Source organism: uncultured Brevundimonas sp. (assembly GCF_963974615.1).
Taxonomy (GTDB): domain Bacteria; phylum Pseudomonadota; class Alphaproteobacteria; order Caulobacterales; family Caulobacteraceae; genus Brevundimonas.
In genome coordinates, this window is record NZ_CAXBDH010000028.1 from 1 (window position 1) to 14976 (window position 14976).

Below are 14976 nucleotides of genomic sequence, written 5' to 3' on the forward strand. Positions count from 1 at the left end.
CATCAGCAGACTCGCCCTCGCCGAGGACAACCTGTTGAGGCTCCACATCTAGAGCCCGGCCTTCGCCGCCGGGCGGGCACGGCTGGCCGCGAGCCAGCGGTTGAAATGCGTGAACGCCTCGGGCGGCTGGTATTTGATCAGACGGGCGAAATCGAGCCCGGTGACGGTGACCAGATCGGCCATGGTGAAGCGGTCGGCGGCGATGAATTCGCGATCGGCCAGATGCCGGTTCAGCGTCTTCATCATCTTCTCGGCCTCGGCCAGGTTATAGGTCCCGACCTCGGGGTTCTGCGGGCCCATCAGGGCCAGAGCCGGATGGGTGTGGCGCACGGCCATCATCATCGGATTGGCCAGATAGATCTCGCAGCGCCGGGTCCACATCTCGATCACCGCCTGTTCGCGCGCGTCGCGGCCGAACAGATTGGGCTCGGGATAGAGCGACTCGAGATAGCGGCAGATGGCGACGGATTCCGAAATACAGCTGCCGTCATCCAGTTCCAGCGCCGGAACATGGGCCAGGCCGATCCGGTTGCGGTATTCCGGGGCCTTGTGCTCGCCAGTCGCCAGATCGACCGAAACGATCTCGATGTCCTCGATGCCCTTCTCGGCCATCAGCCAGCGGACCCGGCGCGGATTCGGCGCGCGCGCGTAATCGAACAATTTCATGAGCCGATCCTCCGTTTTCTAACGCAACCCTATCAGCCGAAGATGCGGGCGGGCAAGACACCGACCACGGCGGCGGCCATCAGGGTGGCGAGGAAGCCGGCGAACAGGGCCTTCCAGACCATGCCCAGCACCTCCTCGCGCCGGTCGGGCATCAATACCGACAGGCCGGTGACGGTGATGCCGACCGAACCGATGTTGGCGAAGCCGCACAGGGCGTAGGTCATCAACATGCGGGTGCGCTCGCTCATGTCGCCGAGCGGCACCTTGCCCAGTTCGATGAAGGCGACGAACTCCGTCAGGGTCAGCTTGACCCCCAGCAGCCAGCCGGCCTTGCCCGCCTCGGACCATTCGACCCCGGTCAGCCAGGCCACGGGCATGAAGACCCAGCCCAGCAGACGCTCGACGGTGACGTGATCGCCGAACAGCCAGAAGCCGCCCAGCATCACATTGACCAGGGCCACGAGCGCGACGAACACGATCAGCACGGCCGAAATGTTCAGCACCACCATCAGGCCGTCGGCCGTGCCCTTGACGATGGCGTCGATGGCGCTGTCGTACTTCAGGGCGGAATCGTATTCGGCACCAGCCCCGCCGGCGCCGACGATCTCGGGCACGATAATGCGGGCCAGCAGAATCCCGGCCGGAGCCGAGACGATCGAGGCGACCAGAACATGGCCCGCCGCATTGGGCAGGACGTCGTGCAGAATCGCGGCATAGGCGACCATGGTCGAGCCGGCGACGGTGGCGAGGCCGACCACCATCATCAGGAATAGTTCCGAGCGGGTCAGCTTGTCCAGATAGGCGCGGATCACGATCGGGCTCTCGATCATGCCGAGGAAGATATTGGCCGCCACCGCCAGGGCCGAGGCCCCGCCCAGTCCCATGGTGCGCTGGAACAGGATGCCGAAGCCGTGGGTGATCCATTTCAGAATCTTCCAGTGCCACAGCAGGGCCGACAGGGCCGAGATCACCAGGATCATCGGCAGGACGTTGAAGGCGAAGGTGAACAGGGCCGGCTGGTTCTCGACGACGTAGGGCTGGTCGCCCCCGGCCAGATAGCCGAACACGAACTGGGCCCCCTTGGCCGAGGCGTGGGTCAGGCCGTCGACGGCCCCGGTCACCGCGGCCAGTACATTCTGCGATCCCGGAATGGCGAACAGGGCCAGCACCAGCCCCGCCTGGACGGCCACCGCCCCCAGTGCCAGCCGCCAGGGAAAGACCCGCCGGTTTTCCGACATGGCCCAGCAGGCAGCGATGATGACGACAAGCCCGAACAGGCTCTGCAGGTTCAGAAGGCTGAACATCAATGGATTCCCCCGTCCGGCCCCCGCCGGACGTCTCTGATCCGGTTGAACGCGAGCGCGAGCCATCTGGCAAGAGATGATCAATCGGGGCCTCATCGGCCCCCGCAGGATCAGTCGCCCCGCGCGGCCACGGCATCGGCTGCTTCGGCGATGGCGATCCAGACCCGGTCCAGATCCGGGGCGTCGATACAGTAGGGCGGCATCACATAGACGGTGTCGCCCAGCGGGCGGATCAGCAGGTCGCGGTCGCGGAAAAAGGCCAGCAACCACGGCCCCAGTCCCGACAGATAGCCGTCCCGTGCGCCATTGAAATCGACCGCCGCGATGGTGCCCAGCTGTCGATGGCGGGTCAGGGCCGGATGGTCGCGCAACCGGTCCAGATGCCCGGCCTGGGCCGTCCCGAGGGCGGCGATACGCTCCAGCACCGGCTCGTCGCGCCAGATGGCCAGGTTCTCGACGGCGACCGCGCAGGCGATCGGATTGGCCGTGTAGCTGGACGAGTGGAAGAACATCCGGGACCGGTCGGTCGAGCGGTGGGCCTCGAAGATCGGGCCGGTCGCCAGGGTGACGGCCAACGGCAGGGCTCCGCCGGTCAGTCCCTTGGACAGGCACAGGATGTCGGGCGTGACCCCGGCCTGTTCGCAGGCGAGACGGGTGCCGGTGCGGCCCCAACCGGTCATCACCTCGTCGGCGATGAACAGCACCTCGTGGCGGGCGCAGACCTCGGCCATGGCGCGCAGCACCGCCGCGGAATAGATCAGCATGCCGCCGGCCCCGAGGATCAGCGGCTCGACGATGAAGGCGGCCGGGGCCGGGTCCTGGCGGCAGAACGCCTCGAGCGCATCGATCGTGACCTGCTCCGCCCCCGGCGACGGAAAGGGGATGGTGGCGACGTCGAACAGCAGGGGCGCATAGGCCCGGTTGAACACGCCACGCTCGCCGACCGACATCGTGCCGATGGTGTCACCGTGATAGCCGTGCTGCATCGTCACGATGCGATGGCGCGGCCGGCCGGTATTGGCCCAGAAGCCCAGCGCCATCTTCAACGCCACCTCGACACTGGTCGAGCCGCTGTCCGAATAGAACACGTGACGCAGCGGCTCCGGTGTCATCGCCACCAGTTCCCGGGCCAGGGTTTCGGCCGGTTCATGGGTCCAGCCGGCGAAGATGATCTGGTCATAGCGTTCGCTGGCGCGGCGCAGGGCGGCCTGAAGGCGCGGATGGCTGTGGCCGTGAGTGATCACCCACCAGCTGGAGATGGCGTCGATGATGCGCCGCCCGTCGTCGGTGTGCAGGGCCGCCCCCTCGGTCCGAACCACCATCGGCACCGGCTCATTCAGGCCGTGCTGGGTGAAGGGCCGCCAGACCGGCGACGGGTCATCAACCCCGCTCACCGGAAGTCCGCCAGGTCAAAATTGGCGGCGAAGGCCTCGGCCAGACCGGCGCGGGTCAGGGGGTCCAGCCACGGCAGCCGGCCCAGCCGCCGCACCTTGCCCAGATCGGCGATCACCGTCTCGGAGCTGTCCATGGCGTCGCCGATGAAGGCCACCCCCAGCACGGGAATGTCGCGGGCCCGCAGCGCCTCAAGGGTCAGCAGGGTGTGGTTGATCGTGCCGAGAGCGGTGGTGGCGCAGACTACGACCGGCAGGCCCCAGCGCGCGAAGACGTCGGCATAGACGGTGGTCGGGTTCAGCGGCACCAGCACACCGCCCGCCCCCTCGATCACCAGCGGCCGGTCGCAGGGCGGCGGGGTCAGGGCCAGGTCATCGATATGCACCCCGTCCAGACGCGCGGCGTGGTGGGGCGAGGCCGGAGTGACCAGCCGCCAGGCCTCGGGCAACAGACGCTCGGGACCGAAGCCGGTCAGGGCCGCCACCGTCATAAGGTCGGTCGGTTCCTCAAGGCCGGCCTGGACCGGTTTCCAGTAGCAACCGTCGAGGGCTGCCGTCAGGGCCGCCGCAAACACGGTCTTGCCGATGTCTGTGCCGGTGCCGGTTACGACGAGGGTTGGCATCAGGGCGTTCCGGATGTCTGTTGCAACAGGGGTTCCAGCGCGGTGACCAGCGCCTCGACCGCCGCCAGATCGACATTCAGCGTCAGGGACAGGCGCAGGCGGGCGGTACCGGGCGGTACGGTCGGCGGGCGAATGCCACGGACGTCAAAGCCGCCGTCCTGCAGGGCCCGGGCCACCGTCATGGTGCGGGCCTCATCGCCGAGGACGACCGGAATGATCTGCGACCCCGTCGCCGCCACACCGAGACGGTCAGCCAGCAGAGCCCCGGCGGCCCGGGTCAGGGACTGCAGACGACCGCGCGCCGCGTCGTCCCGGATCAGGGTCAGCGACGCCCGCATGGCCGCCGCCATCAGCGGCGACGGGGCGGTCGAAAAGATGAAGGCGCGACCACGGTTGATCAGGAAATCGATCACCGTCGGGTGGCCACAGACCAGCGCCCCCTCCCCGCCCATGGCCTTGCCGCAGGTATGGAGGGTGACGACATTGTCCCGCCCCTGAAGGGCCGCCGCCAGGCCGCGTCCGCCGGGACCGAACACGCCCGTCGCATGGGCTTCATCGATCAGCAGCACCGCGTCGTGACGATCGGCCACGGCCATCAGCTCGGCCAGCGGTGCCTGATCGCCGTCCATACTGTACAGGCTCTCGACCGCGATCCAGATGCGCCCCGAACCGCCCTGATCACGCCAGTGGCCGATCGCGTCGGCGACGGCGGCCACATCATTGTGCGCAAAGGCGATCGCCTCGGCCCGCCCCAGACGCAGCCCCTCATGCACGCTGGCATGGATCAGGGCGTCGTGAAGCACCAGATCGCCACGCTGCGGCAGGGTGGCCAGAAGCGCCGTGTTGGCCGCATAGCCGGTCGAAAAATAGAGGGCCGACCCGGCACCGAAGAAGGCCGCGGCCTTGGCCTCGAGGGCTTCATGTTCGGGATGATTGCCACGCAGCAGCCGCGAACCGCCCGAGCCGACGGGCACTCCCCGGGCCAGGGCGGCGGCAACGGCGCGGGTCAGGTCCTCACCACCGGCCAGACCCAGATAGTCATTCGACGCGAAATCAATACCGCGCCGGGGCGCGAGCCCACGCCGCCGACCGGCAGCGCCAAGGCGGGTCAGGTCCGCATCATGGACCGGAAAGGCGCTCATGGTTCGGAGGGACCCCGGTTTCAGGTCTGGCGTCGCACCAGCCGGCCGTAGTCTTCCATCAGGCCCAGCGACAGCGCCGCCGGCTTGAATTTGTACTCGCCGATTTCACTGACCGGGGTGACCTCGGCGGCCGTGCCGGTCAGGAAGCATTCGCTGAAGGTCGACAGCTCTTCGGGGCGGATGTGGCGGACCACGACCTCAATCCCCTTGGCCGCGGCCATCTGGATCACGGTCTGGCGGGTGATACCGTCGAGGATGGCGTCGACCGGAGGCGTGTGCAGCACGCCGTCCTGGACGAAGAAGACATTGGCCCCGGTGGCCTCGGCCACATAGCCGCGCCAGTCCAGCATCATGGCGTCGGCATAGCCGCGCTTCTCGGCCGCGGTCTTGGACATGGTGCAGATCATGTACAGGCCGGCCGCCTTGGCCGCCGAGGGGGCGGTCATGGGATCGGGCCGGCGCCATTTGGCCCATTCCAGACGGATGCCCTTCGCCTTGGTCTCGGGGTCGAAATAGCTGGGCCATTCCCACACGGCGATGGCCACATGGGTCTTGTTTCTGGAGGCCGAAACGCTGACCGCCTCGGGGCCGAGGAAGGCGACCGGGCGCACATAGCAGTCATCCAGCCCCATACGGGCGCAGGTATCCTTGCAGGCGGCGTCGATCTCGGCCACGCTGTAGGGCAGGTCGAAATCCAGCATGTTCGCCGAGCGTTGGAGGCGCTCGGAATGTTCGGTCAGCTTGAAGATTTCACCGGCGTACATACGCTCACCCTCGAAAACCGACGAACCGTAGTGCAGGGCATGGGTCAGAACGTGCGTTTTCGCTTCCCGCCAGGGCACGAAATCACCATCCATCCAGATCCAGCCGTCACGATCGTCGAAAGGAACGAAGGCCATTGAATAACGTCTCCCGCGAAGAAGAGCGGTTTAGACCCCTCGAAGCCGCCGAGGTCAACGCCCCGGCCGGTCGAGAGTCGGCATGAGCGCGCATGAGTCGCGCCCGCACGGCCGTTCCGGTCCCATCGCCGGAGCCGGAGCCGGCCGTCATCTGTTGATCGCCGACGACGACGACCGCATCCGCGAACTGCTCAAGGAATATCTGGCCCGCGAGGGCTATCGCGTCACCGGGGCCGCCCATGGCGCGGCGGCGCGGCGACTGATGGAATTGATCGAGTTCGACCTGGTGGTTCTGGACATCATGATGCCGGGCGAGAGCGGCCTGGACCTGACCTCCTGGGTCCGCGGCCGGGCCGAAACCTCGAAAACGCCGGTGCTGCTGCTGACGGCAAAGGGCGAGGCGGACGACCGGGTCGAGGGGCTATCGCGGGGGGCCGACGACTATATGACCAAGCCGTTCGATCCCCGTGAGCTGGTGCTGCGGATCGAGGCCATCCTGCGCCGGACCGGCGGCAAGCCGCTGTCGCCGCGCGAGATCAAGCTGGGCCCGGCCATGTTCGACATGGAGCGGCTGGAACTGATCCGGGACGGTGTGCCCATGCGGCTGACCGAGGCCGAGGCCCAGTTGCTGAAGACCCTGGCGCTGCACGCCCACGCGCCGGTCGAACGCATCAATCTGTCGCCCGACAGCGCCGACATCACCGGCCGGGCCGTCGATGTCCAGGTGACCCGTCTGCGTCGCAAGCTCGAGGTCGACCCCAAGAACCCGCGCTATCTCCAGACCGTGCGCGGCGTCGGCTATATGCTGGCCCCCGACTAGACCGATGCGCATCCTGCCCGCCAGCCGCTGGCCGCGGTTCCTGAAGCGGCGTCTGCCGACCTCGCTGTGGGGGCGGTCGCTGCTGATCATCGTCCTGCCGGTGCTGATCATGCAGATGGCGGTGACCTGGATCTTCTTCGACGCCCACTGGCAGACCGTGACCGCACGCCTGTCGGAGGGGCTGGCCGGCGATATCGCCTGGGCCGCCGAAAGCTACAGCGAGGACCCGACACCGGAGACCCTGGCCGTGATTGCCGACCGGGCCCAGCGGGCCATGTCCCTGTCGGTGGCGCTGCAGGAAGGGGCCGTCCTGCCGAAGGAGCAGGAGCGGGGCCCGATCGGGGTTGTCGACCGCACGCTGGAACAGGCCCTGTCGGCGCGGCTGGACCAGCCGTTCTGGTTCAACACCACCCGCTATCCCGCCTATGTCGACATCCGGGTCCAGCAGGCCGACGGGGTCCTGCGCATCATCGCCCCGCGCGAACGGGCGGTGGCGACCCAGGCCCAGATCTTCGTGTTGTGGCTGACCATCGCCACCGTGCTGCTGATGTCGGTGGCGATCCTGTTCATCCGCAACCAGGTGCGGGCCATCGAGCGGCTGGCCGAGGCGGCCGAGGCCTTCGGTCGGGGCGAGACCTCGGTGCCGTTCAAGCCGCACGGTGCGCGCGAGGTGCGGGCCGCGGCGACCGCCTTCCTGGCCATGCGCGACCGGATCCAGCGTCACATCGAACAGCGCACCGCCCTGCTGGCCTCGGTCAGCCACGACCTGCGCACCCCCCTGACCCGGCTGCGGCTGGAGCTGGCCCTGGCACCGCCGTTCAAACGGGCCGGGGCGATGAAGGGCGACCTCGACGAGATGGAGCATATGATCGACGAATATCTCGCCTTCGCCCAGGGCGAGGCCGGTGAGGCCACCCAGACGGTCAGCATGGCCGAGCTGCTGGGGGCCGCCGGCGAGGACGCCCGACGCGCCGGCGTCGAGGTCGAGCTGGTCGTGCCCGCGGATCTGACCGCCACGGTCCGGCCCATGGCCTTCAAACGGGCCCTGAACAATCTGGCGGGCAACGCCGCCGTCCATGGTGAGCACATCCGGCTGTCGGCCCGCACCCTGACGTCGGGCGGGCTGGAGGTGGTGATCGAGGACGACGGCCCGGGCATTCCCGAGGACATGCACGAGGAGGCGTTCCGGCCGTTCTCGCGGCTCGACCCGGCCCGCAACCAGAACCGCAAGGGTGTGGGGCTGGGCCTGGCCATCGCCCGGGATGTGGTGCGGGGTCACGGCGGCGACATCACCCTGGGCCGCAGTGACATGGGTGGCCTGAGGGTCCTGGTGCGCCTGCCCGGCTGATCACGTTTTGCGGCGCGACGCTGGCACAGTGGCACCGGTGAGCGCATCCTTGTCCCGACAGTGCGAACATCGGAGGTCGCCATGCGTGGCTCTGTATTTCTGCTTCCCCTCGCCGCGGTTCTGGCCATCGCCACGACGGCCCAGGCCCAGCCGGCCGAAGTGCGGGTGACGATCGGTGCCGAACTGCAGGAAAAGGCCGGTGACCTGGGCGAACGCGACGTCCAGCGGCAGGCCGAAGCGCTCGTGACCGTCGTCAGTCGCGCCCTGACCCGGGCCGGGGCGCTGGAGGGCAGCCGGGTCGAGCTGGTCCTGACCGACCTGAAGCCCAACCGTCCGACCTACGAACAGCTGACGCAGAGACCCGGTCTCGATGCGCTTCGCAGCTTCAGCGCCGGCGGAGCCACGATCGAGGGCGAGGTGGTGACGGCCGACGGCCAGCACCTGCCGGTCCGCTATGACTGGTACACGAGCAACATCACCGAGGTGCACGGCTTCGGCACCTGGCAGGATGCCGACCGGGCCTTTGACCGGCTGGCTGCCAATCTGGTGGCCGGGCGGCTAGTGACCCGATAATTCCTCGGCCCGGGTCGCGGCGGCGTTGATCGCGGCCGTGGCCGGAGCGGCGACGCTGTCAGCCATGGCGTCCAGCCCGGCCTGGGTGGTGCCGCCGGGGGCCGCGATCTGGGAGACGAGGTCCGCCAGCGGGCGACCGGTGTCGGCACCCGACCCGGCCGAGCGCAAGGCCCCCCGGGCCAGGGCCTCGGCGGCGACCGGATCCAGCCCGGCGGCTTCACCGGCAGCGGCCATGGCCTGCACGAACGAATAGACGAAGGCAGGTCCCGAACCGGCGACGGCCGTGGCGGCGTTCATCCGGGCCTCGTCGTCCAGCTGAACCACGGTCGCGATCGGCGCGAACAGGGCTCGCGCCGCATCGAGGGCAATGTCCGAGCTCGAGGACAGGGCCGCCACGCCGCGGCCCTGAGCGACCGCCGTGGTCGGCATGACCCGGACCACGGGATGGCCGCTGAATGTCCCGGACAGGGCCGCGTCGGGGACCCCGGCCATCACCGACACGATCACCGTATCGGCGGGCAGGCCTGCGATCAGCGGGGCGACGGCGGCACGCCACATGGCGGGCTTGACCGCGATCACCAGAACACCGGCGTCGGCCAGGGCCTCGGGCGGCGGATTGATCCAGGCCCCACGGGCCCGGGCGGCTTCGGCCACGGGCTTGTCCGACGGGGTCAGGATGATCAGGTCGGCGGGATCCAGCGCCTCGGTCGCCAGCCAGCCCTCGGCGATGGCCGAGCCCAGCCGGCCGCAGCCCAGAAGCACGACGGGGCGGCGGCGGGTGTCTTCGATGTCTGCTTTGGCCACGGCGGGGCACTCCTGAATATGCCGCGTCCCGACGAACGGTCGGGACGCTTCAGGCGCAGGGCATATGGCTTCAGACCGTTCCTGTCACCCGCAGTCGGGCGCACGATCGTCTGATGGCCTAACGATCAGGCGTTGCCGAGAGTCTCGAACAGGCAGGCGTCGATGGCCTCCTGCGGTTTCCGGTTGCCCTTGAGCATGAAGGCGAAGGCCGGATGATAGCGGTCCGCCGCCTCGACCGCGGCATCGATCATCGAGGCCGCCTGGGCCAGGGTCGGGCGTTCGCCGTGCGGCAGGGCCAGCGAATGACGGAAGACGATTTCGCCGTCCTCGGGCCAGACCTCGAAATGGCCGAGCCAGGTGCGCTGGTTGACCAGGGCGATCAATTCATAGGCGGCGGTGCGGCGGCCCTTGCTGACGCGCAGATCAAGGGCGCAGCACAGCTGCAGGCAATCGCCCTCGGGACGCCAGGCGAACCACAGCTCATAGTCCTTCCAGTCCCCGGCCAGGGCAAAGGCGAGGTCACCGTCATCCGTACGATCAAACGGCAGATTCTCGGCGGTCAGCACATGCTCGACGACATCCAGCGGATCATAGGGAAGGTCGACCTCTTCGGGCCCAACAGCATTCATCGAGGGGTGCCAATCATTCGGGGCATGGCGCGCGACTCACGCGCCATCAACACACGGTAGTCGTGTTCGCAGATTCGGCTCAACTGCCTGCGTCCTGTGCGGGAACGGAGGCTGTGGACGTTCCCTTTCCAGGCTTCTTTTGTCTGGCTGCAGAGGATTTTGCGCCCTTCAACGCCGCCAGTTCGGCCCGCAGGGCGGCGACCTCGGCCTTCAGGACGTCGAACTCGTCGCGGCGCACCAGATCCATCTCGGCGGCCATCCTGTCGGTCTGCGACCGGAAGGCCGCCTTGGCCTCATCGCCCGCGGCCTGGGCCAGGCCCATGGCACCGGTGGTCAGTTTGGCGAACTCGTCGAGGATGGGGTTGCGGGTTTGCATTCAGGATATCTCCGCCCCGGAACCGGCGTCCGGGAGCCTGTGTGGGGGATGGTCCGCCCTTTATGGTGAACGAATCCTTTATGTCGCTGCGGCTTATGGCACCTATGGGGCGGAAGGGGGGCGACTGAAAACCCGCGACGGACGCGCTGACACTTGCTAAACGGCGGTGACAAACGGTTGCAGGAGGCCCCGTGCCCTTTCCCGAATTCGATCCCGTATTTTTCAGCATCGGTCCGCTGGATATCCGCTGGTATGCCCTGGCCTATGTCACCGGCATCATGCTGGGCTGGTGGTACGCCGCCCGGCTGGTGAAGAGCGTCGCCGTCTGGGCCCCGGGCAGGCCGCCCGTGACTCCGCTGCAACTGGACGATCTGGTGCTCTGGATCACGCTGGGCATCATCGTCGGCGGACGTCTGGGCTACGCCCTGTTCTACCGGCCGGAACTGTACGCAGAGATGTTTACCGGCATCGGATGGGAGCAGCGACTGGCCCTGTTCCGGGTGTGGGACGGCGGCATGTCCTTCCACGGCGGCCTGATCGGCGTGTCCGTGGCCATGATCGGCTTTGCGCGCCGGAACGGTGTCCGCCTGCTCAGCCTCAGCGACCTCGTGGCTCCCGTCGTGCCGATCGGTCTGGCCTTCGGGCGCGTCGCCAATTTCGTCAACGGCGAGCTGTGGGGCCGGGAAACGACCGCCCCCTGGGGCGTCAATTTCTGCAATAACCACGCGCGGGAAATCTACGGAGCGACCTGCCAGTATATGGGGGTCGGTCCCGGCGACGTGGTGCGCCATCCCAGCCAGCTCTATGAGGCGGGACTGGAAGGGATCGTCCTGCTGGCCATCCTGTCGCTGGCCGTCTGGAAGGTGAAGCTGCTGGCCAAGCCGGGCTATGTCACCGGCCTGTTCCTGCTGGGCTACGGCCTGATCCGGGTCTCGCTGGAGAATGTGCGTCAGCCCGACTTCGGACTCGATCACCTGCCACTGGGCCTGACCATGGGCATGATCCTGTCCGTGCCGATGATGCTGATCGGGGCGTGGCTGGTCTGGCGTGCCTGGAGCCGGCCCCCGGTCGCGCCCGCGGCCGACTGATGGCGCTGAAGGACCGGCTGGCGCGCGAGATCGCCCTGACCGGGCCGATGTCGGTGGCCGACTATGTCAGCCGCTGCCTGCATGACCCGCAGGACGGCTACTATGCCACCCGACCGGCCCTGGGCGAGGGCGGCGACTTCATCACCGCCCCGTTGATCAGCCAGATGTTCGGCGAACTGATCGGTCTGTGGGCGGTCGAGACCTGGCAACGGCTGGGCGCCCCGGAACGGGTGCGGCTGGTCGAGGTCGGCCCCGGCGACGGGACCCTGATGGCCGACGCCTTGCGCGCCGCACGGCTGGTGCCGGACTTCCTGCAGGCGGTGGACCTGATCCTGATCGAACCCAGCGCCCCGCTGCGGGCGATGCAGGCGAAGATGCTGGCCGACAGTGACGTGCATCCGCGCTGGGTCTCGGCCCTGGACCGGGTCGAGACCGACGCCCCGGTGATATTGATCGCCAATGAGGTACTGGACTGTCTGCCCGCGCGTCAGTTCGTGAAGACGGAGGACGGCTGGGCCGAGCGGCGCGTCGGCGTGACCGAGGCGGGCGAGCTGATGTTCGGTCTGGTCACCATCAGCGGCGGCTTCAAACGCCCCGGCTTCGCGGTCGAGCCCGGCCAGACGATCGAGATTTCGGATCAGCAGGCCGCCTTCGGCCGCGATCTGGCCCATCTGGTCAGCGCCGCCTCCGGGGTCGCGCTGCTGATCGACTATGGCCGGGCCCGGCCCGAGGCGGGCGATACGCTGCAGGGCCTGTACCGCCATCGCAAGGTCGATCCGCTGACCTCCCCCGGCGAGGCCGACCTGACCCAGTGGGCCGACTTCCCCACCGTGCTGGAGGCGGCCGTCCACGCCGGGGCCGACGTCACCGGCTGTCGTGGCCAGGGGGATTTCCTCAACCGGCTCGGGATCGAGGCCCGGGCCGAGGCGTTGAAGTCCAGCCGCCCCGACGCGTCTCCGGTAATTGATCGCCAGCTGAACCGGCTGACCGCCGACGATCAGATGGGCACCCTGTTCAAGGCCGCCGCCATTTTCTCCCCCCGATCCCTGATCGTGTCCGGCTTCGAGGACTGAAGGCCCTGCATCCTTCCCCCCTTGCGGGGGAAGGTGGGCGGCGGAGCCGCTCGGATGGGGGGAGGCGTTCAACGTGCGACCCGACGGACGCGGGGACGACGGTCGACAGGCCCCCATCCGTCTCGCTGCGCGAGCCACCTTCCCCCGCAAGGGGGGAAGGGTCTTCGTTGGCATCCTCCATCACCTCGGAGATCAGGGCCTCGGCCGGGCCGCCGCGTCCGCTGCGTCGCGATGATTTGATCATAGGCGCACGCTACGCCGGTTCCGGACGCAGGTCGGGACCGCGACAAGCGGGTGCGGGGCCGATATGAGTCGGGGGTGAGTGAAATTCTGACCCCCATCACCCATCCGCTGCTGACGCAGGCCGGGGTGCGCCACGGCTTCTTCACGCGGGCCGGCGGGGTCTCGACCGGACTCTACGAAGGACTGAACACCGGCATCGGCTCGCAGGACGACCCGGCGGCCGTGGCCGAAAACCGGCGCCGCGTGGCCGACTGGATGGGCGGAAGCGCCAATGACCTGGCCGCCTGCTACCAGATCCATTCCGTCGTCACCCGGGTGGCCGAGACCGGCTGGAAGGGTGACCGGCCCGAGGGCGATGCCGTGGTCACAGCAGCCCCCGGCGTGATCTGCGCCGTCCTGACCGCCGACTGCGCCCCGATCTTGCTGGCCGATGCCGAGGCCGGGGTGGTCGCCGCCGTCCATGCCGGCTGGAAGGGGGCGCTGGACGGGGTGGTGCACAGCGCCGTCGCCGCCATGCAGGCCCTGGGTGCCGAGCCGGGCCGGACGGTGGCCGTGGTCGGCCCCTGTATCGCCCAGCCCTCCTATGAGGTCGACACGGCTTTCATGGACCGGTTCACCCACCATGATCCGGGCTGCGAGCGGTTCTTCGCGCCCGGCGTCGCCACCGACCGCCGCCAGTTCGACCTGCCCGGCTTCGTGCTGTGGCGGCTGGAGCAGGCCGGGATCGGCACGGCCGAATGGACCGGGGACGACACGCGGGCGGATGCAGCACGGTTCTATTCGAACCGGCGGGCGCATCTGAACGGTGAGCCGGACTTCGGGCGGTTGATGTCGGCGATCAGCCTCTAGCCGACCTGGGCCAGCTCGGGCACGCGGGTGACTTCGCGCCAGGCCTGCGGGTTGGCCAGCAGTTCGCGGACCAGCAGGTTGTTGATGTGGTGGCCGGCCTTGACCCCTTCGTAGCGGCCCAGCAGGGGCGCGCCGAGGACGTACAGGTCGCCGATCGCGTCCAGCGCCTTGTGGCGTACGAACTCGCGTTCCATGCGCAGGCCGCCGGGATTGAGGATCTCGTCGCCGTCGATGACCACGGCGTTCTCGAGGCTGCCGCCGCGGGCCAGACCGGCCTTGCGCAGGGCCTCGACCTCATGGGCGAAGCCGAAGGTGCGGGCGGCCATGATCTCGGTGCGGAAGGTGTCCTCGTCGACGACGAAATCCACCACCTGATTGCCGATCACCGGGGTCGGGAAATCGATCTCGAACCGCATCTCATAGCGGTCACACGGCAGCAGGGCGGCGGTCTTGTCACCGTCAGCGACGCGGATCGGCTCGAGGATCTCGATATAGCGGACCGGGGCTTCCTGACGGCGGAAGCCGGCGCGGTCCAGCAGCTGGACGAATTGCAGGGCCGAGCCGTCGAGGATCGGCAGTTCAGGGCCGTCGACCTCGATCACGGCATTGGACACGCCCAGGGCACAGAAGGCGGCCATCAGATGCTCGATGGTCGACAGCCGCACCCCGGCGGCATTCTCGATCATGGTGTTCAGGCGGGCGTCGACGACAGCCTCGCCCGAGACCGGGATACGGTTGTCGCGGTCCTTGATGTCGGTCCGCACGAAGACAATGCCGGTGCCGGTCGGGGCCGGACGCACAGCCAGACGCACCCGCTGACCGGTGTGCACGCCCACGCCCGCGATGATCGCAGGGGCGATGGTCGTCTTCTGGTGATGGTCGTTTCTGACCGACAAACTCAAGCTCACTGATACCGCCGGCGACGTCTGCGCACGGAGTTTTACTCGCAGACCGTCTAGCGGCCCGGCCGCAAGTGCGAAATGAAAGTCGGGTTTCGGATTGTTTCGTTTTGGGAAACTCTTCGCCCGCGACACGAAGACGCCCCGGTGGCCAGAGGCTCCGGGGCGTTCGTTTAACTGAACCGAATCAAACGGCTAGACCATTTTTGTTTCAGGTCGAATCGACCTGAATCCAAAAAATGGTCCAGA

General features: G+C 68.1%; 16 protein-coding genes. 6 read left to right on the forward strand and 10 right to left on the reverse strand.

All coding sequences use genetic code 11. The features are described from left to right. Window positions 1–48 precede the first annotated feature (48 nt). The 6 genes from AAC050_RS14170 to AAC050_RS14195 all read right to left on the reverse strand — a co-directional run bounded on the left by AAC050_RS14170 (window position 49) and on the right by AAC050_RS14195 (window position 6025). Window positions 49–666: a glutathione S-transferase gene (locus tag AAC050_RS14170; protein WP_339915737.1), complete on the reverse strand. Its 618-nt coding sequence runs from the start codon at window positions 664–666 to the stop codon at window positions 49–51. 32 nt (window positions 667–698) lie between these two features. After that, window positions 699–1970 carry a nucleoside transporter C-terminal domain-containing protein gene (locus tag AAC050_RS14175; protein WP_339915738.1) on the reverse strand — a complete coding sequence of 424 codons (1272 nt, stop codon included), beginning with the start codon at window positions 1968–1970 and terminating at the stop codon, window positions 699–701. A 110-nt stretch (window positions 1971–2080) separates the two neighbouring features. Continuing rightward, window positions 2081–3364 (reverse strand): adenosylmethionine--8-amino-7-oxononanoate transaminase, encoded by a 1284-nt coding sequence (locus tag AAC050_RS14180; protein ID WP_339915739.1) that lies wholly within the window; start codon window positions 3362–3364, stop codon window positions 2081–2083. Further along, window positions 3361–3984 carry a dethiobiotin synthase gene (gene bioD, locus AAC050_RS14185; protein ID WP_339915740.1) on the reverse strand — a complete coding sequence of 208 codons (624 nt, stop codon included), beginning with the start codon at window positions 3982–3984 and terminating at the stop codon, window positions 3361–3363. The genes AAC050_RS14180 and bioD overlap by 4 nt, the downstream gene beginning before the upstream one ends. Then, entirely contained in the window at window positions 3984–5126 is a 1143-nt protein-coding gene (locus AAC050_RS14190; protein WP_339915741.1) for an 8-amino-7-oxononanoate synthase, read from the reverse strand. Before AAC050_RS14190 ends, bioD begins: the two co-directional genes overlap by 1 nt. Window positions 5127–5146: 20 nt before the next feature. Then, window positions 5147–6025, reverse strand: coding sequence for a branched-chain amino acid aminotransferase (locus AAC050_RS14195; protein WP_339915742.1), 879 nt, complete (start codon window positions 6023–6025; stop codon window positions 5147–5149). An 82-nt stretch (window positions 6026–6107) separates the two neighbouring features. Between AAC050_RS14195 and AAC050_RS14200 the strand changes: the two genes are divergently transcribed. The 3 genes from AAC050_RS14200 (at window position 6108) to AAC050_RS14210 (ending at window position 8766) form a co-directional block, all read left to right on the forward strand. Further along, window positions 6108–6845: a response regulator transcription factor gene (locus tag AAC050_RS14200; protein ID WP_339915743.1), complete on the forward strand. Its 738-nt coding sequence runs from the start codon at window positions 6108–6110 to the stop codon at window positions 6843–6845. A gap of 4 nt (window positions 6846–6849) precedes the next feature. Continuing rightward, a complete protein-coding gene (locus tag AAC050_RS14205; protein ID WP_339915744.1) occupies window positions 6850–8193 on the forward strand; it encodes an ATP-binding protein in 1344 nt (447 codons plus the stop codon). 81 nt (window positions 8194–8274) lie between these two features. Beyond that, the gene (locus AAC050_RS14210) at window positions 8275–8766 is read left to right on the forward strand and encodes a hypothetical protein (protein ID WP_339915745.1); all 492 of its coding nucleotides are present in this window, start codon (window positions 8275–8277) and stop codon (window positions 8764–8766) included. Here the strand turns inward: AAC050_RS14210 and AAC050_RS14215 are convergent. The 3 genes from AAC050_RS14215 to AAC050_RS14225 all read right to left on the reverse strand — a co-directional run bounded on the left by AAC050_RS14215 (window position 8752) and on the right by AAC050_RS14225 (window position 10575). Then, window positions 8752–9570 (reverse strand): pyrroline-5-carboxylate reductase dimerization domain-containing protein, encoded by an 819-nt coding sequence (locus AAC050_RS14215; protein ID WP_339915746.1) that lies wholly within the window; start codon window positions 9568–9570, stop codon window positions 8752–8754. The two genes, AAC050_RS14210 and AAC050_RS14215, sit on opposite strands and share 15 nt — an antisense overlap. A gap of 125 nt (window positions 9571–9695) precedes the next feature. Next, on the reverse strand, window positions 9696–10199 hold the full coding sequence (locus AAC050_RS14220) for a YbjN domain-containing protein (protein ID WP_339915747.1): 504 nt from the start codon (window positions 10197–10199) through the stop codon (window positions 9696–9698). Window positions 10200–10278: 79 nt separating this feature from the next. Then, window positions 10279–10575, reverse strand: a complete 297-nt coding sequence (locus AAC050_RS14225) for an accessory factor UbiK family protein (protein WP_339915748.1) — start codon at window positions 10573–10575, stop codon at window positions 10279–10281. Window positions 10576–10766: 191 nt separating this feature from the next. Here AAC050_RS14225 and lgt point away from each other — a divergent pair, with 191 nt between their 5' ends. From lgt to pgeF, 3 genes are all read left to right on the forward strand, one after another. Next, on the forward strand, window positions 10767–11663 hold the full coding sequence (lgt, locus tag AAC050_RS14230) for a prolipoprotein diacylglyceryl transferase (protein WP_339915749.1): 897 nt from the start codon (window positions 10767–10769) through the stop codon (window positions 11661–11663). Next, complete coding sequence (locus AAC050_RS14235) at window positions 11663–12736, forward strand: SAM-dependent methyltransferase (protein WP_339915752.1); 1074 nt, start codon at window positions 11663–11665, stop codon at window positions 12734–12736. The genes lgt and AAC050_RS14235 overlap by 1 nt, the downstream gene beginning before the upstream one ends. 318 nt (window positions 12737–13054) lie before the next feature. After that, window positions 13055–13828, forward strand: coding sequence for a peptidoglycan editing factor PgeF (gene pgeF / locus AAC050_RS14240; RefSeq protein WP_339915750.1), 774 nt, complete (start codon window positions 13055–13057; stop codon window positions 13826–13828). Here the strand turns inward: pgeF and lpxC are convergent. Continuing rightward, window positions 13825–14724 (reverse strand): UDP-3-O-acyl-N-acetylglucosamine deacetylase, encoded by a 900-nt coding sequence (gene lpxC, locus AAC050_RS14245; RefSeq protein ID WP_339915751.1) that lies wholly within the window; start codon window positions 14722–14724, stop codon window positions 13825–13827. The two genes, pgeF and lpxC, sit on opposite strands and share 4 nt — an antisense overlap. Window positions 14725–14976 lie beyond the last annotated feature (252 nt).